Genomic DNA, 24,437 nt, shown 5'->3' on the forward strand with positions numbered 1-24,437 from the left:
AGAGTACCCTTTGGTGTCCACAAAGGTAAACCCGGCCCAACTAGATCAGAAAATATAAATAATCCCAGTTCCTTACCCAGTTTCCGATGATCTCGCCGCAGCGCTTCTTCTTTGCGTCGTTTATATTCAGTGAGTTGTTCTGGACTTTCCCAAGCGGTAGCGTAGATGCGTTGTAATTGGGCTTTAGTTTCATCCCCACGCCAATAAGCGCCAGCAACGCTTTCTAGTTCAATTGCTTTCGGATTTAATTCACTAGTATTTTCCAGATGAGGCCCCGCACACAAATCCCACCATTCATTCCCCAGGTGGTAAATCGTAATTGGTTCCTCTTTAATATCTGCCAGAATTTCTAGCTTGTAAGGTTCGTTAATTTCCTGAATCCGGCGTGCGGCTTCTTCGCGGCTAACTTCTTCTCGACTTATTCCCAGCTTGCGATTGATAATCTTCGCCATCTCTTTCTTAATGGCTTTGAGATCATTTTCGCTAAATGGTTCTGGATTGTCGAAGTCATAGTAAAAACCGTTTTCAATCCAAGGGCCGATTGTAACTTGTGCCTTGGTAAACAGCTTTTGTACTGCCATTGCCATTACATGGGAAGCAGTGTGGCGAATCTTTTTTAAGTTCTCTGATTCGCTGGTACGCGGTAAATAAATTTTTTCAACTTGTTCTGGCTGTTCTGACGGATTCGATGATTTTAGCGACATTGGCTGCTGAACCATTGGCGAAGTGATTACAAAAGGTGATTTATCTGAATCTGTAGGCTTATTCAACTATAACGACTTTGATTTTTGCCCTGTAGGCTTCATGTTGCCATTACTGAGATTAATTTTTAATCGGGGATAAAGATAAATTTTTGATTGCTTACCTGAGTGTCAAATTCAGGATTGCACGCGTAGGCGTAGCCCGTCGTAGACATCGCTAAATTATCTGATGAATTGCAACTCGCTGTCAGTTATACGTATAGATGCCTCTCCAAAGGAAGTGTATAAACCCGATATCAAGACTATATAACAAATTTTGTGTTATTTGTTACATATTTTTACATTCCCGGAATTATGAGAGAAATAAGAAATATGTTAAGAAACATAAATAACGTTAATATTAGTAAGCAAGTTTAAAATATGCTTATCATTTATGTCAGACTCAAATGTACCAGGGACTGAGTTACTGAAAACGGTTTTAGAACCCCTGCTGGAAGATTTTCAGCATTGGTTCAGGCGATCGCGCCATTTACTCGAAACTGAGCAAATATCATTTATGAGTGAGCAAGAGCAATCTGACTTGCTCTGGCGGGTTAAGCAAGCGCAGGATGAACTAAACACGGTGAGGATGCTGTTTGCTGCTACTAATAAACAAGTCGGGATTGAGATGGCAACGTTAATGCCTTGGCATGACTTAGTAACAGAATGTTGGAATGTCGCAATGCGCTTTCGTCAAGGGCGTGAAGTCTAAGCAGCAGATGCTCTCGGTAAATTTTGGCAGACTACTACAAGCCCTGCGGGTGACGCTGCTTCTCTGCCAGATGCGCGATCGCTCTTAGTTAGCATCTTCCCTTCTTTTACCAAATGCTTTAGCGCATGAGAGAAGACTGCTACAGCCTCACAGCTTTGCGTAAACGCAAGATGGTAGAACAGCCCTTAAAGAGATAGTAGAAAATTCTTAACAATTTCTTAACATTATTGGGACTAACAAAAAAATGTATCCTATGTTACCGTAAGTGGAATAACGGTTGACAAATAGTTTCATATAGATGTAAGCGCCCAAAGGGTGCATCAAATACTCGTCTTAACTGTGAGTCACAGTATCAGCGAAGCAAAGCGTTACAAAATAAAGTTTTATAAATTGCTGCCCTGGAGGAAAATCCCATGTTACACCTGCTTTACATTCTTGCTTTTACAATTCTTGCATTTATAGCTGTTGGCAACTTAATTCGTAACCTGATCATGTTCAGTTTTGATCGAGAGCGAACTTACCCGACGAATACTTTGTCAATGAATAATCAAGGCAACTATGGTTATTATTCATCAAAAAAACAGTTTGTACCCCATCCAGAGTTATTAGATAGCGCGGGCAACTTAATTAAAGAGCCACTTTTGGTAATGCGTTCGATTAACGTTGAAGATGCGCGTCAACATCTCGATGCACTTTATGAAGCATCTCCAGGACATAAAAGTGAAAATTCCGAGGAAGCTTAAAAAAGTTAGGAGTTAAGAGCAGAGACGCGATTAATCGAGTCTGTACAGGAGTTAGGAGTTTGGGTGTAAATTATTGTTGTTTTTGCATCCTTAACTTTTCCCCTACCAGAATTCTATTACCATCCTTTGAATTTGAGGCGATCGCATCGCTAGGCTGAAAAGTTAATATTGTGTTGTCCACTTGACACAAGTTTAAGTTGTTATGAGTGACAAAGAAGCCGTTATTGAATTGGTGAAACATTTACCCCAGGATGTAACCCTATGAGAAATTATTCAGAAAATTGAGTTTATTGCAGCTATACGGGAAGGGTTTAACCAGATTGATCAGGGGCAGGGAATTCCAGTTGAGCAGATAATCGATGCCTGGACTAGCAAGTAATTCTCTCACCAAAAGCATTTAGAAATTTACAAAAAAGCGTATTGACAACGTAAATACATCTTGCCTAGACTATGAGGTATGGATGTTTTTTTCGTGCTTAATGGTGTCACCTTCCTTTGGAATGAGGAGAAAGCTCGGATTAATCCTAGCAATCATAACGGCATAACATTTTAGCAAGCCGTAGAAGCTTTCTTCGATCCGTTTCTAGTGGTGGTTGATGCAAGCCGCAATGATGAGGAGCGGGATGCTGTAATTGGCTTGGACAGACGATGGAATCTTCTTTACGTCGTCTACATAGACCGTGAAAACGACATGATTAGGATCATTTCGGCTCGGAAAGCGACGCCCAAGGAACGTGAATACTATGAAAGCTGAATTCTTAAAAAAGCGACTCGATAAAAATCGTCCAATGATAACAATCACAATTCGCATTCCTGAAGATGTGATTGAGGATTTGAAGCGAGTAGCACCATTGTTAGGGTTTTCTGGTTATCAACCATTAGTTCGTGCTTACATCAGCCAAGGACTCCGATCTGATCTTGAGCGACTTGATGGTGATACTGTTTCGACATTTATTGCGAGTCTGAAACGGCATGGTGTGAGTGATGAGATAATTCGTGAAGCACTCAGCGAAGCTACTGGGCGAGACAGCAACAGTTAGTAACGGCAGTAAGAGAAAAGCTAAATCCAGCTGAGTAACGGGAGTTATCTGATTGTGTTCGAGGTTACTAGCATAGAATAACCTGTGATCTATTATTTAGAAGTGCATTGACCAGATTTGAGTTCATAGTAAATGGGCGACCAGTATCACAACAGGCTCGTAAGCGCGGTAAGGGCAATCGGCTTCAAGATTGGAAAAAGACAGTGCGACAAGAAGCTGAAAAATACTGGTCTTTGGAACAAAAAACAGCTACTGGGTTGGTTATGCTCCAGATAACTTATTTCTATGATTCTGTTGAAATAGATATAGATAATATAGTGAAGCCTATTCAAGATGCAATTAAAGGATTAGCCTACGTCGATGATAATCAAGTAAGCGATCTCCTAGTTAGAAAGAGGAATTTGTCAAATAACTTTAGAATAGAAAATATGACCTTGACATTGGCGGAAGGCTTTGCTCGTGGCAATGAGTTCTTACATATTGTCGTAATTGATGCTCCTAACCAGGAGGTAATTATTTGATGGAAACTTTAACCGCAAACTTAGAAAGAGAGCGATTGCTGAAACTAGCAGAGGAGTATCGTGAAAAGGGTTATGAAGTTTTTTTTCATCCAAATCCAGAAGACTTGCCTGACTTCCTTAATCACTATCGCCCCGACATGATAGTACGTCGGGGAGAAGAAAATGTAGTTATTGAAGTCAAATCACGCTCCTCACTTACCTCTTCTTCTAATCAATATTTAGGTAATTTAGCTCAAGCGGTAGAAAAACATCCTGGTTGGAGATTTGAATTAGTAATGACCAACCCGGAAGATACAACATATTCTCTGAAAGCAGAGGCTTCTCTTCAAGAACATGAAATAGAATCACAGTTGCAACCAGCAAGGCAACTTACAACGCAACATCCAGAATTAGCTCTCCTATGTTCCTGGCCTTTAGTAGAAGCAACTTTGAGACTTATTGCCCAAAAGGAAAAGCTAAGTTTAGAAAGATTTGATCCACTGTACTTAGTGAAGCAATTAGCAACTGAAGGTGTAATTTCAAAATCTGAGTATCAGTTATTAATGAATTCACTCCCATTACGTAATTCTATTGCTCATGGCTTCAAAACTACACAAATTACGCAAAATTCTGTATATGAATTGATCGAGCTTACAGAGCAGCTTTTGAGAACTCTACGCACTGGCGATGAAGCAAGCTAACATTGCGTTGGTTGGACAGCCCTGGTGCCGAATTTCAAGTCATGCCGATGTCTACGACGGGCTACGCCTACGCACTAAGCATAAAATAGGGAGTGCTAAACTCCCTACTCCCTTCCTAAGCTTCGATAACTACTCGCAAATTACCCCGTTTTTTTGCAACGCGACAAGCAGTCGTACTACCAGAACGCTCGAATTCCAAATCGAGGATGGTGGGACCGACTCGCAAATTATGAAATGACAACCGATTAATCGATTCTGGCAAAGCGGGGTCAATTATTCGCAAGCAGTTATTTTGAGCGTCAGGCACCAAATTGACTATCATTTGCAGTAGTTGGAAAATACTACCAGTAGCCCAAGCTTGGGGAGTGCAAGCAACTGGATACTGCACAGGGCTATTATCACCGTTCCGTTCGTAGCCGCAGAAAAGTTCTGGAGGACGTTGATAGGGTTGCTGGTCAGTCATGTCGAATAAACCTTGGAATATTTCCAGGGCTTGATCGATCAGACCGAGCGATCGCAATCCCATTGCAATCAGAGCGTTATCATGAGGCCAAACCGAACCAGTGTGATAGCCCATTGGATTGTAAGCGGGTGACAAACTACTCAGAGTCCGAATGCCCCAACCATTAAACATATCTGGTGCCCGCAACCGTTCTGCTACACTATAGGCTTTTTCGGGTGTGAAGAGTCCCAAATTCAGACAATGACCGGGATTTGAGGTAATACTGTCTACTGGCTTGCCATCTCCATCCAAAGCTAAAGCGCAGAAATCCTGGTCTTCTACCCAAAAATCTCGATTAAAACGAATCTTAAGATTTTTGGCCTCTTCTTGCCAACGATCTGCCAAATCAAGCCGCTTCTTCATCCTAGCTATTTCTGCTAGGCGCATTTTTGCAGCATAGACGTAAGCTTGTACCTCACAGAGGGCAATTGGGCCGTTAGCTAATTCTCCCTTGTGGTCTACAATACAGTCCCCAGAATCTTTCCAACCTTGGTTAACCAGACCGCGTTTGGATTTACGGAAGTAACTGAGGTAGCTGGTTTGTTTGCTATTGCGATCAATCCACTCCATTGCTGCTAGAGCATTCGGCCAAAGTTGCTCTAGGAGTTCTTGATCGTGAGTCCAAGCATAATGTTCGGCATAAAGCATCAGCCACAGGGGAGTCGCATCAACTGTACCGTAGTAAGGTGTATGGGGAATTTCTTGACAACGAGCCATTTCTCCTAAACGTAACTCGTGCAAAATCTTACCCGGTTCTTCTTCGCGCCATTCGTCCTCAAATTTACCTTGGTACGTCGCAAGTAATATCAGGGTTTCTTTGGCGATTTGCGAATTTAACATCAGAGTTTGAGAAGCTGTAACCAGCGAATCTCGCCCAAATAGTGTCGAAAACCACGGCACTCCCGCAGAAACAGTCTTATGCTTCCCAAAAGATTGGCGCAACAAATACATATCTTGTTCAGCCCGCTCAATCACTCGATTGAAGGTATTCTTATCTGAGCTAATGCGTGTAATTTGTTGTACCCAGTTTTGCTCCTCCATCAACTCCGCCGCTTTCGCCTGTCCTAATGTGAAGGCGGCGCTCACGGTTGAACTGGACTGGTTGTTTCTCAACATATTCACTCGGTAGCCCAGCTTTTGAGTTTCGTGAGAAGCTAACTCTAGCTGCCAAACCGCAGTGTAACCCTTGAAAGAGTCTGGTTGCCGATGCTGGAATAGAATCCGGGATTCCATCACGGAGCCATCCAGACCTTGATAGGCGAGTGTCAAAGATTGTTCCCTAGAGGCCGATGGCTCTTTGGGTACAGACGCAACGCCATCAATCAGAGAAAATGTTTCTTCCTCAGCCGTCAGTTCCGCTAGGCGTAAAAGCCGACCTCGTTTTTCTCTGTCATAGCCCCGGACTTCAAATAAATCAACAAAATCCGCATTAAAGCTGATGCTTAGTTCAAAGCTGACGGTAGTTGTGCTGTAGTTAGATATTTCTATTTCTTCAAATAGTGCCCCATTCAGCACGATTTCTCGGCGAATTCCTACAGTGTCAGGTTTCAGGCGTTCGTCAATTTTGGGGTTGGTACACAAAACTGAGAGTGAAAACCCTTTTTGGGCAGTACTACTGAGGAGTACAGGCGATCGCCCTTCAATTTGCAACTCCAAACGATTGAGAAATCTTGTATCACAACAAAACAAGCCCATGCTGGGATTGCCATCGTTAAGAGAACAGCCAGAAATATTCCCGATACTATCTGTCACAAAAAATAAATCATCATCTTTAACCGTCAGTGTTGGTTGTGGTCTTTCACTCACAACACAAGGCCACTCCGGGATCGGTAATTGTTCAGCAGGAATAAAAGTTTTTCCATCCAGAAAAATTTTTTCCGGGGTCATTAGCGTATCCGGTGTCATTAGTCAAAGTTCCGTGTACAGGTCTATATTTTTTGTGGTCTTCCGAGTAGAGGTCACTGACCCTCACAACTTCCGAAAAAAAGACGCTCTCTAAAATTAGTTTGAGCCATTCGAGCCAAAGTAATCCTTACATACTGCTGACAAAATAGCACTGCTCAAATCCATATAACCAAATTTTGATAATTTTATATTTTATAAGTTTCAAGTCAAGACTGAAAACCGCGGATTTTGAGAGAATTCATTACTCATTAAACTTTCAGAAACACAAGATATATAGTATACTCAGCAAAAATGCGAAATTTACAGTTTTTCTTGGGTATAGAGAGCATTTGTTCCCTACTATTATACGATTTTGTCTTAAATATCTTTGGTATTTCATTAGACAGATTTATGAGAATTAATTAAACCGCGTCTATCTTGAAACCTGTAGTTGTTCGGTGATCAAAAGGATTTGCCCTCATCCCCCAACCCCTTCTCCCAGATTTGGGAGAAGGGGAGCCAGAATTTCAAAGTCCGTCTCCCATATCTGGGAGACGGATTTAGGGTGAGGGCAAAAACTACGGTTCTCGGCTTAGATGAGGTTTAATTGATTAAATTTCATCACTAATTATGGACTAAATTATCTGAATGTAGCAATAATAATTTCTGGGTAAGAAAATTTCTTTAGTGAGCATAAATCAAAGTAGGCGATGTCTACAACCTGCTACAGCAACGTGTGAATTATCAATCAATTATCAGTGCTTATTCGGCAAGACAACAGTTTAAACCATACAATAATTAGTATTTTAGTACTTAGTCAGGAACGATTTTACCTGTACAAGCAAAAGCATAAGTTGGTCGAGAATGTATATTGGGCGTAGTAGGTTGTCAATTAACAAATCAAGTTGTACGCACTCCTGCTAATTGGTAACAAAGTGTTGCGCCTGCTTTGGCGAAAAGCGCTTTTTAGCGTTCTTTACATATTGGAACTGTCTATTTTACTTGAGAGTCCCTTGGAATTTGTACAATGCAGCTGTGACGTGGATCTTATCGAGGTTGAGCGTTTAACAATAATTCATGAGCATTTCGACTTCTGTGCTGAGTGATCTGCTAAAGTCCCTACCCTACTTGCGACCCCAGCTATATTTTAAGGCTTCATTAACGGCGCTCTCGCACGCGATGGAAGATCAAGTTTTGGCTGGGACTTTAGCTGAACCCCTTGTAATTGCTAGTTTTCAGCGAGAGCGATTCTACCGCCAAGAAGCTCATCGCTACCAGCGACTTGCCTTGCGAAGTAATCAAGTATATGTATTATCTGCTCCAGAAACGGATTTCACCAACAGTTCCAAACACTACGAAAAGATCGCTTTTGAACCTAAGGATGGCTTAAGTCAAGAGTGGCATTTAGTAGTGATTGCTGATAATTATGCGACTTGTCTGGTTTGCCGGGAAAGCCTTGGTTCTATTGCCAAAAACAGGCAATTACCGGAACTAAGCCCGAATCTGGATATCGACACAGCGCGAAGATTTGAGGGAATTTGGACATCGGAAAGGGGAGTTAGCCTGAAAGCCGCCGAATTGCTGTTAGACAGGATTTTGGTTTATAGACCAGAACTAGCAAGTAAAATTCAGGAGGCACGTCAGAGGTTTGGCATCGGGGAGCCGCGAAACGACTCTGGAGCAGAGCCGGTAAACGAATATGCTTGTGACATTGATACAGATCCCTTTGTGCAGCGCTTAGTAACTTATTTGCAAGCTAGCCAGTACAAATTGCATAAAGCTTACCGTTCAATTGCTGCCCAAGCACGAAAAGAACGATTAGTCAACTCAATTAGCACTGCGATTCGGCGATCGCTCGATCCTCACGAAGTTCTCCAGGTGGCGGCACAAGAATTAGGACAACACTTAGAAGCGTGTCGCTGTTTAATTTACCGCGCTCAAGCCTCAGATAGCCAAGCCATGATTGAACACGAGTTTTTGAATCCCGGTGTTTTATCGGTTCGTGGGCAAACTTGGGAGTTAGAGAAAAATTCCCTATTTCGGGACATAGTGGAACAAGGCGAAGGTGTTTGTGTGAGCGATACGCTGACTGACCCTCGCGTTACCAATTCGCCAGGACTCTCCACGATCGCCAAAAAGTTTGCCATTCGTTCTTGGCTCATGGAACCAGTGTTTTATCAGGGGCGATTATTGGGCATTGTGGAGTTGCACTATTGCCGGATGCCACCCCATGAGTGCCAACCTGGGGAGTTGGATCTGGTAAAAGCGATCGCTACCCAAGTGGGAGCAGCTCTCATCCAAGCGGAAGCTTACGCCAACCTAGAAGAACTTAACCAGCAGTTAGAAGCCCTAGACCGTACCCGCAGCAACCTGATAGCCATCACCGGACACGAACTGCGTACCCCCCTATCTACAATTCAAGTCTGCCTGGAAAGTCTCGCTAGTGAGCCGGATATGCCCTTGGAGTTGCAGCAGATCATGCTGAATACTGCTCTTTCCGACTCAGAGCGGATGCGAAAACTAGTACAAGATTTCCTCACACTTTCCAACTTGGAAAGCGGTCGGGTGGAGTGGCACCCAGAATCCCTCACCTTCCAAGAATGTGTGGATTTAGCACTCAGCCGAAATCGCACGCGTTCCTCAACGGAAAAGCCGCTCCAAATCAAGACTCAAATTGCCCAAAACCTCCCTTTGGTTAGAGCTGATGGTGATTGGCTAGTTGAGGTACTGGCAAAACTCATGGACAATGCTTATAAATTTACGCCACCCCAAGGAGAAATCACCATTAAAGCGATTCACAACAGCCGTCAAATGGTTGAAGTGACTGTAGCTGACACTGGACGGGGCATTGAACCGAATCGTTTAGAAGTAGTTTTTGACCGCTTTTATCAAGAAGAAGGAGCGCTGCGCCGCACCACTGGCGGGACTGGACTTGGTTTAGCAATTTGCCGTCAAATTGTTAATGGCTGGGGTGGGGAAATTTGGGCAGAGTCAACTGGCAAAGACCAGGGTAGTCAGTTTCACTTCACTATCCCGATTGTTCACAGTAGCCAAGAGGAAAAGCGGACAAAAGTCAAGAGTAAATAGGTATTGGGCATTGGGCACTTGTACTGAGCGTTGCCGTTGGCGCAGACTCTCGTAGAGAAGTATGGGGCATTGGTTTTTGACAAATGACAAATGACTAATGACCAATGACAAATGACTAAAAACTGTTACAGTCTATGACGCGATCGCAATATAATCCTGCTTGCGATGTTAGGATTCCCTAAAAACGTTGAGAGAATCACTTTATGGCAGAAACACTCTCTGGACAAACCCCGCTATACGGTGGCAGCACCGGTGGCTTGCTCAGAAAAGCAGAAGTTGAAGAAAAGTACGCGATCACTTGGACTAGCCCGAAAGAGCAAGTATTTGAATTGCCTACAAGTGGTGCTGCTATTATGCGGAAAGGTGAAAACCTGCTGTATATAGCTCGTAAAGAATATGGCATCGCTTTGGGCGGTCAGCAACTCCGTCGGAAATTCAAAATCACAGACTACAAAATTTATCGGATTTTACCCAACGGAGAAACGACTTTAATTCACCCAGCTGATGGTGAATTCCCCGAAAAAGTCAAAGAAGGTCGTCCAAAAGTGGCTTATGTCCCACGCAGCATTGGGCAAAACCCCAGCCCAGCACAACTCAAGTTCAGTGGTAAAGCTACCCACGAAGCATAGGGACTAGGGACTGGGGACTGGGGACTGGGGAGTAAGAATTTTAGATTTTAGACTTCGGCGTGAGCGCTCAGTCGAACGCTTTTGGATTAAACAATTGAAGTTTAATCCAAAAGACGCGACGATCGAATACTCGCTACCGCTACGCTATCGCGGACTCGCTAATGCTGCGCTATCGTCAATCAAAAATCCCAAATTCAATTGCCCCATGCCCCATGCCCCATACTTCTCTACGAGAGGCTGCGCCAACGGCAACGCTCAGTACAAGTGCCCCATGCCCCATACCCAATCCCTAAGCAATTTATGGTATTCCCCGATTTCTCCGAATTTTCTCAGCTAGCTCTAGAAGGTAACTTCGTCCCGGTATATCAAGAATGGGTCGCGGACTTAGATACGCCCGTATCTGCTTGGTATAAAGTATGTGCAGGTCAGCCCTATAGCTTTTTGTTGGAATCGATAGAAGGCGGGGAAAAGCTGGGACGCTATAGTTTAGTAGGCTGCGATCCAGTGTGGGTTTTGGAAGCAAGGGGTGATCGCACAACCCAGAAAAACCGCGATGGATCACAGGTCGTTTTTGCAGGCGACCCTTTTACAGCTTTAGCCGAATGTTTAGCACCTTATCACCCAGTGAAATTACCAGAGCTACCGCCAGGAATTGGCGGTTTGTTTGGGTTTTGGGGCTATGAATTGATTCGCTGGATTGAGCCGCGTGTGCCAATTAATCCCCAAGATGAGCGAAATATCCCTGATGGATTGTGGATGCAGGTAGACCACCTATTGATTTTTGACCAGGTGAAGCGGAAAATTTGGGCGATCGCTTATGCTGATTTACGTGAAGAGAAAGTAGATTTAAAAGCAGCCTATCAACAAGCGGGCGATCGCGTCACCCAAATGCTCGAAAAGCTATCTCTACCCCTATCGCCACAAAAAACCAGATTGGAATGGAAACCGCCTGGAAGCAGGGTATCTGGAGGAGCAGAGGAATACACCAGCAACTTTACCCGCCCTGATTTTTGTGCCAATGTCCAAAAGGCCAAAGACTACATTAAAGCAGGCGATATTTTTCAAGTAGTAATTTCCCAGCGACTATCAACAACATACACAGGCGACCCCTTTGCACTTTACCGCTCCCTACGTCAGATAAATCCTTCGCCTTACATGGCTTACTTTAACTTCCAAGATTGGCAAATCATCGGTTCCAGTCCTGAAGTGATGGTGAAAGCCGAAATAGATCGAGATGGTGGAGTGATAGCAACAGTACGCCCAATTGCCGGGACACGTCCACGGGGCAAAACCACCCAGGAAGATGCAGCCTTCGCTCAAGATTTACTCCAAGACCCCAAGGAAATTGCCGAACACGTCATGCTTGTGGATTTAGGACGGAATGATTTGGGGCGTGTTTGCCAAAGTGGTAGCGTCAAAGTTGATGAATTAATGGTAGTTGAGCGCTACTCCCATGTGATGCACATTGTCAGCAATGTTGTGGGTAAATTAGCACTTGCTAAAACAGCATGGGATTTATTGAAAGCTTGTTTCCCAGCAGGTACGGTAAGCGGCGCACCTAAGATTAGGGCAATGGAAATTATCCACGAGTTAGAATCTAGTCGTCGGGGAGTTTACTCCGGTGTGTATGGATATTACGATTTTGAAGGACAATTAAATACTGCGATCGCAATTCGCACAATGGTAGTGCATGATAATACAGTCAGCGTCCAAGCCGGCGCAGGTTTGGTGGCTGATTCTGAGCCAGAGAAAGAATACGAAGAGACGCTGAATAAAGCTAGAGGTCTATTAGAGGCGATTCGTTGTTTGCGTTGAACTTGCTTACCTAACTTTGCGATTGTTACCTGAATTCTGGCTTCGGACTCCCCAATAAGCAGGCGTATTACACCCAACTGAGAACCGGTATAGGTTCAATTAAGGATTTTTTACGGAAATTTCATGGTGTAGAGACGTGCAATGTCTACGACGGTCACTGAGCAGTTCGACAGGTGTTACCCTGAGCCTGTCGAAGGGCTCACTGTGTCACTTTGTCGTTGACGTAGCCTCTCGTAGAGAAGTGCGCGCTACGCCGGAGTTCCTAGAAGTGAATACGTACAAACACACCAATTGCGTTTAATCTTACTTTAGTAAAACTTATTAATTATATAAATATAAATTATCAATTTATAACTGAAGAAGTATTGCTTATTTGTAACTAAGTTGCTATGTTTCTTTACATAAAGATACAAAAGCAACATAAATGCGTTAAAGTACTGTTGATTAAGGCTTTCTAAATAACTATGCAGTTGAGTATGCAATGTGCTTTGCCGAGTATCCAAACTCAACGTCAAGAGGAATCACTATGCTTTTGGTAAAGCGATGTCTACGATGGTTACTGACTTGTGCCGAGCGCAGCCGAGGTAGCTTGCCGTACCACTTCGTGGAAGCAAGCTACGCGCAGCGTCTGGTAGAGAAGGGTCTCGTAGAGAAGTACGGGCTACGCATACGCAACAGCTACTAAGTGCCTTTGTTAACAGCTAAATGCATTTGCCTTCCGTCTTTGCACACTTGATTTTCAGATTCGATAGAACTGTAATTTTCTTTTGGGAATTTTTGCTATGTCTTTTACCATCCAGTCGGCTCAAAGAATTTTTCCCGGCACCCTAGTTGCTGATGTTGTTCCAACTGTTGTCGAATCATTCTCTCAGCTCAATGCTGAAGATCAACTAGCATTACTCTGGTTTGCCTATACCGAGATGGGTAAAAGTATTACGGTTGCTGCTCCTGGGGCAGCCAACATGATCCTCGCGCAAGGCTTACTCGAACAAATTAAGCAGATGTCTTTTGAGGCTCAAACGCAAGTCATGTACGATTTGGCTAACTCTGCTGACACTCCCTTCTGCCGTTCCTATGCTTCCTTCACCGTGAACATTAAGTTGGGCTTCTGGTATCAGTTAGGAGAATGGATGGCCCAAGGAATCGTTGCTCCAATCCCAGAAGGCTACAAGCTTTCTCCTAAGGCTGCCGAGGTGTTGGAAGCCATCCGCAATGCTGATTCAGGTCAACAAATCACAATCCTACGCAATACCGTAGTTAGCATGGGATTTGACCCGAACGCTCCCGGCAGTTACAAAAAAATCTCAGAGCCTGTGGCTCCTCCCACTGCACTAGCATTTCGGACTAAAGTCATGATTGAGGGCATCAACAACCCTACGGTGCTGGGCTATATCAACAACATGAATGCCAATGACTTTGATGCTGCGGTTGCTTTGTTTACCTCTGAAGGTGCCTTGCAACCTCCCTTTGAAAGACCGATTGTTGGTCAGGAGGGAATCCGCGTTTATATGCGTGAAGAATGCCAGGGCTTGAAGATGATCCCAGAGCGCGGTGTCTCTGAGCCAGTGGAAGATGGCTATACACAAGTTAAAGTCACAGGCAAAGTTCAAAGCCCTTGGTTCGGTGCCAGTGTGGGGATGAATATTGCATGGCGGTTTTTGCTAAATCCCGAAGGCAAAATCTTCTTTGTAGGGATTGACTTGCTCGCTTCTCCTAAAGAACTGCTCAACCTAGTACGTAAATAGAGCGCTAGATTAGTCACTGCTTAAGCGTGGATGAGTCAAGGAGCGTCACCGAACAGCCCGTCGTAGACATCACCACTCTTCCACGCTTAAACAAAAGAAACTTCTCAGGATAACGCCTTCTTTGGTATCTTCGTCCTGCGATCGCAAAAAGGTAGTTGAAAAATCTAGCTAAAGGTCAATCAAGCATATATTATCTGGGGACTAATTTCATCTGAGATTTTCCTAACCGCCCAGTTTCTACCCATTAGCTAGAGTAGCCAAGGGATTTTGTGGTCAAGTTTTAAATAATTCGTAATTCGTAATGACGCTCGATGACTCGCTAACGCTACGCTAACGTAATTCGTAATTAAAGACATTTTCAGACGTTCGCGTAGCGTCTGGCAGAGAAGAGAAGTGCCTTGCGGGGGTGGAGGAGTTTGTGGCAACTTCGGGGGATTTAAACCCCGATGGTTCCTGAGCCTGTCGTACCACTTCGTGGAAGCAAGCTACGCGTAGCGTCCCGCTTTTTAAGGACTGAAACTGATCGGAGGCGGAGTGGCTCCGACTCCGCACTACGTGTAATGGTTGGGGTCTTAAACCCTTTTATTTACGATAAAGAATTAAAATCTTACTTGAGATAGGCTTGGATAACCAATATAGCTCTCTCTGTTGGCTAGCTAGTATTCCTACCTGAGAGCGAAGGTTTTTCATTCAACTGTTAGCTATTCTAGTGAGTGAAAACAAACAACACTGTATGGGTGTTATGCCGCTGTGACCCATTATCAGACATCGAAGGAGAGCGATCGCAGATGTTTGAACAGTGTAAATCAATTAAAGGCATTGACGGTCTGGAGTTTTTGTCGCTTCCTCCACTTTATTATCACCAAGGGAAGGTTAAACCCTTCATCAGAGCGGTCTAAGGTGGTAAACGTCTTGTGTCTTTTAGATTAGAACTTAATTATGACGCTCCAATCTCCTTAATTGATTTTGAACTAAGGAGATTTGGAACTATAAAGGTTAGTGCAACTATCTGTTAGCTGGCGTTTGTGTGTCAAAATATTCACGCCAACGACTAATTTGACCATCCCTGAAATCTACGACAATTACATCATCAGCTTTATTACGACGACCTGTCGCCTTTTCCGTATCTTCGTAGTGCCATTCTACTGCTGCTTGATTTGTTCCAACGATAATCCGGTGGATGTCTATTTTGACATCTGAATACTGTTGTTTAAAATGGGTAACTTCTTCTCGAATTCTTTCTTGCCCCCGCCAGGATTGACCAGGTACGATTAGTTCCCCATCAACTGTAAATAACTGTACAAGAGCATCGACATCTTGAGCAACCCATGCATCTTTAGCTTTTTCTATTAATATCTGAATATCTTCTTGGTTCATAGACTGACTGGCAAATAAAGGTGTGCTAAAAGTTAAGTTAACAAATATAGTTCCTAAAACTAGCCATTGAGACAACCAAACCATCTAGATTTTTCTACCCTCTAAAGTATCAAGCCTTAGAGTATTTGTAACATTTAATCTCGTACCTGCGAAAAATCAAGTTTTGATTGGATGCAGAAGGTCTGTAGCGTTGATGTTAATTCTACAGCCAAAACTGGCGATCGCTCTTTAACCTACTCCTTGGATAAATTATATATACCAATCCTAAATCATTCGTGAGACAGTAAAAGGCTGAAAAGCTTATAAATACGTACTTTTAATCTCCGTATTTTCTCACGATTCGATTCTGATTGCTATAATAATCTGGCAACTTATAAAGTGCTTGATATCTACTTTAATTAAATAGAAATGGTTTGACAGATGAAATCATCCGATCTAACTCAGTTATATTGTGTTTGAGAAGATGCTGTCCCCAGAATTCATTCGTATTATCGGAGCAATCTTTTGCAAGAGCTTCTCCGATCTTTTCAAAATCCTTATTAATATCTCTCCTTAATCTCTCTGGTTCAGATAACACTCCAAGAACAAATACTCTATTTTTTAAATCATCGGGAATCTGATCCTTTATATAAATTAATCTATCTTTATGCTCATCAAAATCAATCACCAAGGCAATCATTCTGTGTGGATATTGTCGCATTGTAGAGGCATAATCATTCGTAAATTTATCCACAACGTCTTCCCAACCATGAGCTTCTGGTAGGACTTGAATAGCGCGGCTATTGAGGTTTAGATCAAGAATAAATCCGTTTGCAATCTGACGATTAGCATCGTCTTCGGGCAACACAAGAATGTGCGGTTTATACTTATTCACGCTCATAGTGATATATCGCCACGAATCAAAGCATCTACAAGATCACCTTGAACAGACATCTCATTGAGCAATCTGATCAAACTTGGCTCCAAGTGGCTTTTTCGATCAAGTACAAAGGTATTTTCATTTGAAAACTTTCGGATTCCTTCCTCATGATGCGAAGTCACCAAAATTTGTCCACTATTCTTAAATGAGCGTCGCAGTGATGTTATAAAATGTCCAACCTCTGACAAAGAGAGATAGTTGTCAGGCTCATCCCAGAAGCAAAAAAGTTGACCGTATGATTTGTTAGCAGCCAAGACAACAGCACAAAGAAAAAAGCATTTTTCACCGTCAGATAAGTCTTTAAAGTTAACACTCAGATTTGCATTATTTTCTTCAAAGCGAACAATCATGCTTTTGAAGTCTTTGCCAATAAGTTCATTCATAAAATCCTTTATGTCAGGTATAACTTCTCGAAGATATTGGTCAACCTGTGTGTAGGCCGCAGGATAGCGACCGAGTAACCCAGAAAACCACTCCCCAATATTTGAACCCTCTCGTTTTGGCTCCAAAGTTTCACCATTAGAGTCTCCGGTCATCAAGCTTGGGATCGTGGCTAAAATGATCATCTGAGCAAGCCAAGTCTTGAAAATATGAAGAGGATCAGTCTCTGATTGTTTCTGAATTACTGGAAGGGCAATAAGATGCCAATCTACCAGAAACTGAGCCTCACGATTTTGTAAGTTGTTGTAAACAGTGACTTGTGCTTCTTTTCGAGAGTACATTATATTTCCTGCAACTATCAATTGCTCTTCAAAAACCCGAAGCTCTTTAAAATTTTCTGGCAGTTCTAAAGCAAGGGCATATTTGTATAATTTATTTTCAATTAATACTTCTATTTCAAACCGGATCGGAACATCAGACCTTCCACGAGCAAAATCCTTTGATTGGACAAGTTGGCCAACTCTATTAATACCTCGACCGATGGATTGAAGTACCTCTAATGCAGAGGCAATAGTTGATTTACCTGCACCATTTTTTCCAATCAAGAGAGCAGATGACATCCCCTTTAGGGGCAGTTCAAAGTTTTCTAGGCATCTGAAATTGTGTATATATAGTCTTTGGAGCATAGGAAAACGATTCCGAGGAGTGGAAAGTGAAAGAACTTTTTGATCTGCCTAAGGAGTGAATAAGCATTGCCACGAACGTCCTGAGAATTCCGGTGCTTTGCTGATCGACACAGGAATTAGATACATATTAAATTACATTTACTCTCATAACAAACGCTATCCTCAAGAAATGGGAGTTGATGAATTTAAAAGTTTAGAGGTTGTTTGGAAAGTCCTAAACACGAATCATGCGATCGCACACCACACAGCACTAAACTAGAAAGTAAGATGCTCAAGATAACCTATGGACGCCACAACAACCACTTTACCTTCTACACTCACATTGAAAATTGACTTGACTGATGAGCAATTTTTCCAGATGTGTCAGAAAAACCGCGATTATCGATTTGAGCGTACAGCATCAGGGGAATTATTAATTATGCCACCTACAGGTAGTGATACTGGCAGACGGAATGTAAAAATTAGTACTCAATTAGATATTTGGAACTCTGAGAGTAATTTAGGCGAAGTTTTTGACTCTTCAACTGGTTTCACATTACCCAATGGTGCAGAACGTTCTCCTGATGCTTCTTGGATAAAAATTGAGCGATGGAATGCTTTAACCCCAGAACAACAAGAAAAATTTGCCCCGATTTGTCCTGATTTTGTAGTAGAGTTGCGTTCTCGTTCTGATTCCTTGAAAGAATTGCAGGAGAAAATGCAGGAGTATATCGAAAATGGCGCTCAATTAGGCTGGTTAATTGATCGGAAAAACAAGCGAGTAGAAATTTATCGTCCAGGTAAAGATGTAGAGATATTAGAGAATCCTGCTAGTTTATCAGGAGAAAATGTACTACCTGGATTTGTGTTAGATTTACAGCAGATTATGTAGCTTTATTAATTAAGATATACTTTAGCAACATTTATTTTCAGCGAGATCCTTTTGCAGTACATACAAGCAACCTATAAGTAAGTTTAAGGTGAAATTAAGGGCGTTCTAAAATCAAAATATGATTCAGTAACGCCCTTAATTTAATTTATTAAGCCTCGACAATCCCAAGTCTAGCTACACAATTATGGTTGAAATTAGATGAGGCTTTGACAATTGAGCAAACCACTAATTAAGCAAAGGCAAAAATTTGCGAATTAACCCAATTGTCACTGCGGGTAATTCCAGCTGCGGTGTTAACCCCACATCTTCTAACTGTTGAAAAAATCGGATCGCTTGGGGATTAATTTCGGCAAGGCGGCGACCAATTGATGGCCCTGTAAATTGCGACCTTTGTCCCCAAATTATGGCGGTGGGAGTTGTTAGTTCTTGAATATAAAGAGATAAATCAAAGGATAAATCGCCACGGACAAAAGACAGGGCTGCATACTCAGCATTAGGTTGTTGGGCGGATTTTAAATAAGCATCGACAATTTCTTGGTAGACTCGATTAGACTGAGCAAATTGCCGTTGCTCCAAGAAGCTGCGAATACCCCCACTCGTAGCTATTCCAGTGCTGTAAAGTAAACGGTCAACAACGGGAACGCTGACTAACTGGGCAAAAAAACTACGGGAATAGTCTTCGCCAAAATCCGAAAGTCCGGCGGGGGTAGTGAGAATTAAAGACTTGAATAAATCAGGATGAGTTGCTGCTACTCGAATTGTAAATGCTGCGGTCAAAGAAGAAGCGATCGCACTTACTGGCTCCGTACAAGTCTGCTCGAAAAACTCCCGAATCGTGGTCAAATAATCCTCAATATTATAACTCCGCGCCGGATGTTCAGACCTACCCCAACCGATTAAATCTGGCGCAATGACCCGATATTCGGCGGCAAAAGCCGGATAAACTTTCGACCACTCATAAGCAGAAGAACCACCACCAAAACCGTGCAAGAACACCAAAGTTTCTCGATCATCTTTGGCAGTTACATTGTTTAGCCAAGGTGTCCCAACGGCAGTATAGTATGCCATTCTACCTAGTGAGGTATTTATCGAGCGTTGTTCAAATCCTAGTGGTTGAAACATAAGTATTTTTGTTGACTGTGGTGATTAGTTGGCACAAGTGAAAGAATAGACCTGGGACGCAAAGAAAGTATTTGATAATTTCTCCGCGTCACCGCGTTTTTTAGTCACCTTGGATGCTTACGTGTTTAGTTCAAACTCTTCACTCATTGTTATTATCAGCGAACCAATCACTCTAGGACTTCTCGCTACCGCCAGATTAAGTAGATATAAAATTACTGGATTACTTGTAAAGATTTGGTAATTATTCTTTCATAATAAAAAATAACTTAACGTTGTAATTACTGTTTTATAAGGGTTTTTCGTGGTAGGACTATCACTAAAGCGTGAATCAAAGATAAGTTTTTATGGTAGTCTATCAAAAAAACTATAAATAATTTTGAGCGTCAAGAAGAGTCAAAACGCTGATTTTAATAAGCTATTAATTCTACTAGTGCTTTGGGCTTACGATCGCGATCGCTCAAACTGCACTATCAAGCGCTAATAAAGCCTTTATGCCCTTGCTCTGAGCGATTTTAAATGGTATCTTGATTTTCGCCGTACTGTATTAGTCTACTATCCGTCCATGAAAACCGGGCATCTTGTGGTTTGGGCTTCACCCTTTCTTCATCCCTAGTAAAACTTATACAATAGGTAATTTCGTAATTAAGTAGGTAAACACTGTGGCACAGGCTTCGTCTTCTTGGCAGCAATTGATCAACCAGATCCCCAAATGGAACTGGCCGCTGACAAAATTCAAGACAAAAAGAGCCACAAAGCAGCAAACATTTAAGCGCTTCTCTGGACCTGGGGGCTTTCTTGGGTTTCTGACAATCGTCGTTGCCATGTTGTTGTGGAACTGGAAACTGCTATTGGCTCTCTTAATCGGCGTTGGAGTAATGGTATTAGTTTACTCAATGCAGGAGTGGGACTGGCAATTGCACTGGTCTAAGATACGTAAATTCTTAAACAGTTCAAATCGTCGGTTAGCCTTAGCAGTCGTCAGTGGTGGTCTTGCTACTGTCAGCACTTACATGGCAGCTGCAATTTGGGTTGACTCTCACAGTCCTTGGATTGCCACCGGTGCTATTGTGCAAGGTGTGGGAACCCTGTTAACTTTAATTTTATTGGTATGGCAAATTGTCAACTTCTATGAAAATCGAGAAGAAGACCACCTCGATCAGTTGTTGGTGAATTTAACAGAAAAAGATCCATTGAAGCGCTTGATTGCCCTACGTCAACTAACTAAATTCATCAGCCGTAAACAAGTTGATTCTTCAGTACAGCAAGATGTTGTTGAATGCTTGCAACTCCTACTCAGTCGAGATGAGGAAGTGGTGATTCGAGAGGCAGCTTTTAAGAGTTTACAAGCTTGCGATCGCCTACAACTGCTACCACCCAAAACAGCAACTTTCGTACCCCTATCTACAAAAGTCAAGCACCACGTTTATTAGTTACGGCTTAAAAGCAGTATGAAAGAGAGTTTCAAGTCAAGTCATACTGCTATGCAGCTTGAGTTTTGTCTGTCAACTAGGCAAGATATGTATAAATGTGGTTATTCAATATATAGTATGCCAAACTATAGCAATCCGAGTTGATTTCTGAATTTACTTGCGTGGCAGGCAACAGGGAACAAGGGATAAATCTGTACTGAGTCTTGGTTAAAAATAAAATAGGATTCGTATATTAGTTAAACATCAAAATCCAAATTTGACTTAAAAATCAAGGATAGAACGCCCCAATTTCTACGAAATTTTCCCATGTTAGATAATAATCTGGTAAAATTTCTCTACTTTTGGCAAAGCAACTTCGCATAATTACTGAAAAGCCATAAATATGAAATTACTTTTGTGTAGCCAATGATAAATAGAATAGAAAAAACTCTAGAAAAACAGCGAGATATTAGATTTGATATCTTAAAAACCATCGCGTTGCTTTGTATTATTTTTGCCCATGTCGGACCTGAAAATAATATTTTATTTGACATCAGACGTTTTGATGTGCCTCTGATGGTTATTGCATCAGGAACATTATATTACTATTCAGCTAACAATAAAAAAATATCTTTTTGGAATTATTTGCAAAAAAGATTGCCTCGTCTGATTGCGCCGGTATGGTTATTTTTGACTTTTTTCTTTATTTCGGCTGATCTGATATTTTTTTTGCTGGCGAAACCTTATCCATTTTCGTCTTCACAAATAATTGAAACATTTCTCTTATTAAAAGGGATTGGATATGTCTGGATTATTCGTGTATTTATTCTCGTTGCTATTTTTGCGAATCCTTTATTGAAGTTATATAAATTATGTAAGTCAGAAAATAAATTTTTAGCTCTGCTATTTTTAATATATCTGGGATACGAAATATTATTTATTGAAATTAAGCATTTCAACTTACACAGTAAAATCATTACCCAATTTGTCGATGATTACTTATTTTATCTTATTCCGTATGGATGTTTATATGGCTTGGGCATGGTATTACTCCAACTTAGATTAAAAAAAGTATTATTTATTTCTGGAATTTTTTTGACTATATTCTTATTATTAGCTGGGTTATATTACCGGAGTCAAGGACATTTTATATCTACCGCAGATTTTAAATATCCACCCAGAATGTACTTTGTTTCCTATGGCATTTTTATGTCTTTGTTTGCTTTTTGTGCAGTAGATAGAATTTGTAATAAGTATAATTTATCTAACAATAATCATGTCTTGCTCAGGGGAATTATTTTTGTCAGTTCATCCTCTTTATGGATATATTTGTGGCATATATTCTTTGTTTATTATTGGCAAACTCTGGTAATATATTTACCAAAATTTGCCAGTCACTTTATGATTGCCTTTTCAGTGGTAACTTTCGGAGCGATCGCAGTCACTTATCTCCAGAAAAAAATCATTTCTGGAATAATTAGCAAAACCAGATATGGTCAGAATCACTCGAATTTGCTTTCTATGTTGTTGTTGAAATAATTTATACTCAGGGAAACAAGAGAAAATAGGTTAACGTTGGGCATTTGTCATTTACAAATGCCCAATACTTATTTTTGAGACAGCCGTCCATTCCGAACTTGCACTACCCGATGATTGCATCGCCGCACCAATTGTTCATCGTGGGTGGTAACAATTACTGTAGCCCCAAAGGAATTTAACTTTTGGAGAATCTGGATCACTTGCCAAGAATTATCTGGATCGAGATTTCCAGTCGGCTCATCCGCCAACAGCAGGGGTGGTGTGCCAACGATCGCACGGGCAATACTCACCCGTTGTTGCTCTCCCCCAGACAGTTGATCTGGAAAGCAGTCAGCTTTATTCAGCAAACCCACCAATTTTAAAGTTGGTTGTAAACGTCGTTGAATTTCTTTACGGGTATACCCTTGAGCTTGCAACACAAAAGTCACATTTTCCGCTACTGTTCGTTGGGTAATCAATTTATAGTCTTGAAACACAATGCCAATCCGTCGCCGTAATAATGACAAGCGATCGCCCCGTAAATCCGCTACATTATATCCATCAACAATTACTTCTCCCTGAGTGGCTAACTCCTGTCCATACAGCAGTTTCAAGAGCGTTGATTTACCAGAACCAGAAGGCCCCGTGATAAACAGAAATTCTCCCTTTTTTACCTCAAGGTTCGCATTCAACAAGGCGTGACAGCCGTTATTATAGGTCTTAGTTACAGATTGCAATTGCACCTTTGCAGTAGTATTACCGTGCTGTTTAGTTTTACTGTCCTCTCTATGAACTGATTTGTCTTTCTTAACTTGAGTTGTTAATACTGGCATTGTTCAATCTTCCTCATACCCACAACCAAACAGTTTGCCGATTTAGATGTGACATTCCTGTCAAAAATAAGGATTCCCAGGTTTCGCCTGGAAATTTAAAATTTACCAAAAAAAATTTTAAATTTTTTGAAGGCTTTAATACTAACACTCCCTAGTACAGACGCGATTAATCGCGTCTCTTAAGATTAATCGCGTCTCTTAACTAATTGCACCCCTTGCTGTCAAACGATAAACAAACGCTTTCACAGCAAACGCCGGTAATGCCAACATCCGCCGCCAACGCCAAGGTTCTTGATAAAGCCGATACAACCATTCCAAATTATTATTTCCTAACCAGGCGGGAGCGCGAGTTTTAGTTCCCGACCAAATATCAAAACTGCCACCAATGCCAATCCAAATTGCTTGAGGACACAAATGGCGATTTTCGGCAATCCATAACTCTTGACGTGGCACTCCCAAACCGACAAAAATCACTTGTGGCTGCAATTGAGCCAGAGTTTGTTGCAATTGTGCTTCTTCTTCTGGGGAATGGTAGCCTGAGTGAGTACCTACTATACTTAAATCTGGAATTTGCTGCTGCCAAAAATCTGCCGCAATTGAGGCCACTCCAGGCGCTGCTCCATAGAAAAATATCTTTGCCCCTGTCTGGTGTTGCCCAAGTTCTTGCAAAAGTTTTTCTGCTAATTCAATCCCCGGAAAACGCTGTACATTTTGCCATAATAGCCACCGCAAATACAGAACAACCCCGGCTCCATCTGGAATCACAAGTTCAGCATTTTTAATCACCTCAGCTAAGAAATGATTTCGCTCTGCCTGCATAATCATTTCTGCATTCAGCGTTACTACATGAGTTCCTTTGCCTGTGTGCAGGCATTCTAACAACCAGCCTGGATAGTTAGCCATCACATGAACTGGTATTCCCAATACTGAAAATGCTTGATTGCCGTTAGACATAACCTATTGTTGATTAACCATCACACCAGATTTCCTTGATTGTTAAGTTTATCAAATTTTTTTAGATTAGAACTTAGGCAGGAAAGATTCCCCATTGCCCTGCAACAATAGAAAGCATATTTAACTAATTAGTCTTGGGCGCTTGTACTTGGACTGAAGCAGTGCAAATTTTATGATTGTTAAAGTGTAATATTCACTCACTTAAGACTTACGCAAAACTACACACGATAGGGGGAATTTATGTAGCTTTAGCTGACCGCAGGGTATTG

General features: G+C 41.9%; 21 protein-coding genes and 2 pseudogenes. 14 read left to right on the forward strand and 9 right to left on the reverse strand.

What is annotated here, in order from left to right:
* Positions 1-719 (reverse strand): annotated as a pseudogene (locus ACYTXL_RS34825) (threonine--tRNA ligase); the annotation flags it as partial.
* A 415-nt stretch (positions 720-1,134) separates the two neighbouring features.
* Between ACYTXL_RS34825 and ACYTXL_RS34830 the strand changes: the two are divergent.
* A complete protein-coding gene (locus ACYTXL_RS34830; RefSeq protein ID WP_292791024.1) occupies positions 1,135-1,452 on the forward strand; it encodes a DUF2605 domain-containing protein in 318 nt (105 codons plus the stop codon).
* Between the two features lie 413 nt (positions 1,453-1,865).
* Complete coding sequence (locus ACYTXL_RS34835; protein ID WP_334903739.1) at positions 1,866-2,195, forward strand: DUF2973 domain-containing protein; 330 nt, start codon at positions 1,866-1,868, stop codon at positions 2,193-2,195.
* Between the two features lie 70 nt (positions 2,196-2,265).
* Here the strand turns inward: ACYTXL_RS34835 and ACYTXL_RS34840 are convergent, their stop codons facing one another.
* Positions 2,266-2,436 (reverse strand): hypothetical protein, encoded by a 171-nt coding sequence (locus ACYTXL_RS34840; RefSeq protein WP_461921483.1) that lies wholly within the window; start codon positions 2,434-2,436, stop codon positions 2,266-2,268.
* A gap of 327 nt (positions 2,437-2,763) precedes the next feature.
* On the opposite strand from ACYTXL_RS34840, the pseudogene ACYTXL_RS34845 reads away from it, so the two are divergent.
* From ACYTXL_RS34845 to ACYTXL_RS34860, 4 genes and pseudogenes are all read left to right on the forward strand, one after another.
* Positions 2,764-2,949 (forward strand): annotated as a pseudogene (locus ACYTXL_RS34845) (BrnT family toxin); the annotation flags it as partial.
* Entirely contained in the window at positions 2,939-3,235 is a 297-nt protein-coding gene (locus ACYTXL_RS34850; RefSeq protein ID WP_461921482.1) for a hypothetical protein, read from the forward strand. The pseudogene ACYTXL_RS34845 and the gene ACYTXL_RS34850, both read left to right, overlap by 11 nt.
* Positions 3,236-3,342: 107 nt before the next feature.
* Positions 3,343-3,756 carry a RusA family crossover junction endodeoxyribonuclease gene (locus tag ACYTXL_RS34855; protein WP_461921481.1) on the forward strand — a complete coding sequence of 138 codons (414 nt, stop codon included), beginning with the start codon at positions 3,343-3,345 and terminating at the stop codon, positions 3,754-3,756.
* The gene (locus ACYTXL_RS34860) at positions 3,756-4,436 is read left to right on the forward strand and encodes a hypothetical protein (RefSeq protein ID WP_461921480.1); all 681 of its coding nucleotides are present in this window, start codon (positions 3,756-3,758) and stop codon (positions 4,434-4,436) included. The genes ACYTXL_RS34855 and ACYTXL_RS34860 overlap by 1 nt, the downstream gene beginning before the upstream one ends.
* Positions 4,437-4,551: 115 nt before the next feature.
* Here the strand turns inward: ACYTXL_RS34860 and ACYTXL_RS34865 are convergent, their stop codons facing one another.
* Positions 4,552-6,843, reverse strand: a complete 2,292-nt coding sequence (locus ACYTXL_RS34865; protein ID WP_461921479.1) for an amylo-alpha-1,6-glucosidase — start codon at positions 6,841-6,843, stop codon at positions 4,552-4,554.
* Positions 6,844-7,899: 1,056 nt separating this feature from the next.
* Here ACYTXL_RS34865 and ACYTXL_RS34870 point away from each other — a divergent pair.
* The 4 genes from ACYTXL_RS34870 (at position 7,900) to ACYTXL_RS34885 (ending at position 14,098) form a co-directional block, all read left to right on the forward strand.
* Positions 7,900-9,909, forward strand: coding sequence for a DICT sensory domain-containing protein (locus ACYTXL_RS34870; protein ID WP_461921478.1), 2,010 nt, complete (start codon positions 7,900-7,902; stop codon positions 9,907-9,909).
* Between the two features lie 203 nt (positions 9,910-10,112).
* Complete coding sequence (gene psaD / locus ACYTXL_RS34875) at positions 10,113-10,538, forward strand: photosystem I reaction center subunit II (protein ID WP_292791048.1); 426 nt, start codon at positions 10,113-10,115, stop codon at positions 10,536-10,538.
* A gap of 300 nt (positions 10,539-10,838) precedes the next feature.
* Positions 10,839-12,353, forward strand: coding sequence for an anthranilate synthase component I (gene trpE, locus ACYTXL_RS34880; protein WP_461921477.1), 1,515 nt, complete (start codon positions 10,839-10,841; stop codon positions 12,351-12,353).
* Positions 12,354-13,135: 782 nt separating this feature from the next.
* The gene (locus ACYTXL_RS34885; RefSeq protein ID WP_461921476.1) at positions 13,136-14,098 is read left to right on the forward strand and encodes an orange carotenoid protein N-terminal domain-containing protein; all 963 of its coding nucleotides are present in this window, start codon (positions 13,136-13,138) and stop codon (positions 14,096-14,098) included.
* Positions 14,099-15,103: 1,005 nt separating this feature from the next.
* Here the strand turns inward: ACYTXL_RS34885 and ACYTXL_RS34890 are convergent.
* From ACYTXL_RS34890 to ACYTXL_RS34900, 3 genes are all read right to left on the reverse strand, one after another.
* A complete protein-coding gene (locus ACYTXL_RS34890) occupies positions 15,104-15,559 on the reverse strand; it encodes a nuclear transport factor 2 family protein (protein ID WP_461928558.1) in 456 nt (151 codons plus the stop codon).
* Positions 15,560-15,869: 310 nt separating this feature from the next.
* Positions 15,870-16,355 carry a hypothetical protein gene (locus ACYTXL_RS34895; protein ID WP_461928559.1) on the reverse strand — a complete coding sequence of 162 codons (486 nt, stop codon included), beginning with the start codon at positions 16,353-16,355 and terminating at the stop codon, positions 15,870-15,872.
* A complete protein-coding gene (locus tag ACYTXL_RS34900; protein ID WP_461928560.1) occupies positions 16,352-17,461 on the reverse strand; it encodes an AAA family ATPase in 1,110 nt (369 codons plus the stop codon). The genes ACYTXL_RS34895 and ACYTXL_RS34900 overlap by 4 nt, the downstream gene beginning before the upstream one ends.
* Positions 17,462-17,516: 55 nt before the next feature.
* Between ACYTXL_RS34900 and ACYTXL_RS34905 the strand changes: the two genes are divergently transcribed.
* Together ACYTXL_RS34905 and ACYTXL_RS34910 are read left to right on the forward strand one after the other, a co-directional pair.
* Complete coding sequence (locus tag ACYTXL_RS34905; RefSeq protein WP_461928561.1) at positions 17,517-17,720, forward strand: hypothetical protein; 204 nt, start codon at positions 17,517-17,519, stop codon at positions 17,718-17,720.
* A 24-nt stretch (positions 17,721-17,744) separates the two neighbouring features.
* The gene (locus ACYTXL_RS34910; protein ID WP_461928562.1) at positions 17,745-18,332 is read left to right on the forward strand and encodes a Uma2 family endonuclease; all 588 of its coding nucleotides are present in this window, start codon (positions 17,745-17,747) and stop codon (positions 18,330-18,332) included.
* Positions 18,333-18,557: 225 nt separating this feature from the next.
* On the opposite strand, the gene ACYTXL_RS34915 is transcribed toward ACYTXL_RS34910, so the two are convergent.
* Positions 18,558-19,454 carry an alpha/beta fold hydrolase gene (locus tag ACYTXL_RS34915; RefSeq protein WP_461928563.1) on the reverse strand — a complete coding sequence of 299 codons (897 nt, stop codon included), beginning with the start codon at positions 19,452-19,454 and terminating at the stop codon, positions 18,558-18,560.
* Positions 19,455-20,113: 659 nt separating this feature from the next.
* Between ACYTXL_RS34915 and ACYTXL_RS34920 the strand changes: the two genes are divergently transcribed.
* On the forward strand, positions 20,114-20,884 hold the full coding sequence (locus ACYTXL_RS34920; protein ID WP_461928564.1) for an armadillo-type fold-containing protein: 771 nt from the start codon (positions 20,114-20,116) through the stop codon (positions 20,882-20,884).
* Between the two features lie 405 nt (positions 20,885-21,289).
* Complete coding sequence (locus ACYTXL_RS34925; RefSeq protein WP_461928565.1) at positions 21,290-22,402, forward strand: acyltransferase family protein; 1,113 nt, start codon at positions 21,290-21,292, stop codon at positions 22,400-22,402.
* Positions 22,403-22,470: 68 nt separating this feature from the next.
* Here the strand turns inward: ACYTXL_RS34925 and ftsE are convergent, their stop codons facing one another.
* Positions 22,471-23,214, reverse strand: coding sequence for a cell division ATP-binding protein FtsE (gene ftsE, locus ACYTXL_RS34930; protein ID WP_461928566.1), 744 nt, complete (start codon positions 23,212-23,214; stop codon positions 22,471-22,473).
* Positions 23,215-23,412: 198 nt separating this feature from the next.
* Positions 23,413-24,168: a WecB/TagA/CpsF family glycosyltransferase gene (locus tag ACYTXL_RS34935; protein WP_461928567.1), complete on the reverse strand. Its 756-nt coding sequence runs from the start codon at positions 24,166-24,168 to the stop codon at positions 23,413-23,415.
* Between the last annotated feature and the right edge of the window lie 269 nt (positions 24,169-24,437).

This window comes from Nostoc sp., from assembly GCF_054880495.1.

Excerpts from the sequence above, each read along its gene's own strand:
- ACYTXL_RS34900 (WP_461928560.1), bottom strand. The coding sequence starts at position 17,461 with ATGCTCCAAAGACTATATATACACAATTTCAGATGCCTAGAAAACTTT.
- ACYTXL_RS34895 (WP_461928559.1), bottom strand. The coding sequence starts at position 16,355 with ATGAGCGTGAATAAGTATAAACCGCACATTCTTGTGTTGCCCGAAGAC.
- ACYTXL_RS34885 (WP_461921476.1), top strand. The coding sequence starts at position 13,136 with ATGTCTTTTACCATCCAGTCGGCTCAAAGAATTTTTCCCGGCACCCTA.
- ACYTXL_RS34835 (WP_334903739.1), top strand. The coding sequence starts at position 1,866 with ATGTTACACCTGCTTTACATTCTTGCTTTTACAATTCTTGCATTTATA.
- ACYTXL_RS34860 (WP_461921480.1), top strand. The coding sequence starts at position 3,756 with ATGGAAACTTTAACCGCAAACTTAGAAAGAGAGCGATTGCTGAAACTA.
- ACYTXL_RS34910 (WP_461928562.1), top strand. The coding sequence starts at position 17,745 with ATGGACGCCACAACAACCACTTTACCTTCTACACTCACATTGAAAATT.
- ACYTXL_RS34865 (WP_461921479.1), bottom strand. The coding sequence starts at position 6,843 with ATGACACCGGATACGCTAATGACCCCGGAAAAAATTTTTCTGGATGGA.
- ACYTXL_RS34830 (WP_292791024.1), top strand. The coding sequence starts at position 1,135 with ATGTCAGACTCAAATGTACCAGGGACTGAGTTACTGAAAACGGTTTTA.
- ACYTXL_RS34935 (WP_461928567.1), bottom strand. The coding sequence starts at position 24,168 with ATGTCTAACGGCAATCAAGCATTTTCAGTATTGGGAATACCAGTTCAT.
- ACYTXL_RS34925 (WP_461928565.1), top strand. The coding sequence starts at position 21,290 with ATGATAAATAGAATAGAAAAAACTCTAGAAAAACAGCGAGATATTAGA.
- trpE (WP_461921477.1), top strand. The coding sequence starts at position 10,839 with ATGGTATTCCCCGATTTCTCCGAATTTTCTCAGCTAGCTCTAGAAGGT.
- ftsE (WP_461928566.1), bottom strand. The coding sequence starts at position 23,214 with ATGCCAGTATTAACAACTCAAGTTAAGAAAGACAAATCAGTTCATAGA.
- ACYTXL_RS34890 (WP_461928558.1), bottom strand. The coding sequence starts at position 15,559 with ATGGTTTGGTTGTCTCAATGGCTAGTTTTAGGAACTATATTTGTTAAC.
- ACYTXL_RS34840 (WP_461921483.1), bottom strand. The coding sequence starts at position 2,436 with ATGTTTCACCAATTCAATAACGGCTTCTTTGTCACTCATAACAACTTA.
- ACYTXL_RS34870 (WP_461921478.1), top strand. The coding sequence starts at position 7,900 with ATGAGCATTTCGACTTCTGTGCTGAGTGATCTGCTAAAGTCCCTACCC.
- psaD (WP_292791048.1), top strand. The coding sequence starts at position 10,113 with ATGGCAGAAACACTCTCTGGACAAACCCCGCTATACGGTGGCAGCACC.
- ACYTXL_RS34915 (WP_461928563.1), bottom strand. The coding sequence starts at position 19,454 with ATGTTTCAACCACTAGGATTTGAACAACGCTCGATAAATACCTCACTA.
- ACYTXL_RS34850 (WP_461921482.1), top strand. The coding sequence starts at position 2,939 with ATGAAAGCTGAATTCTTAAAAAAGCGACTCGATAAAAATCGTCCAATG.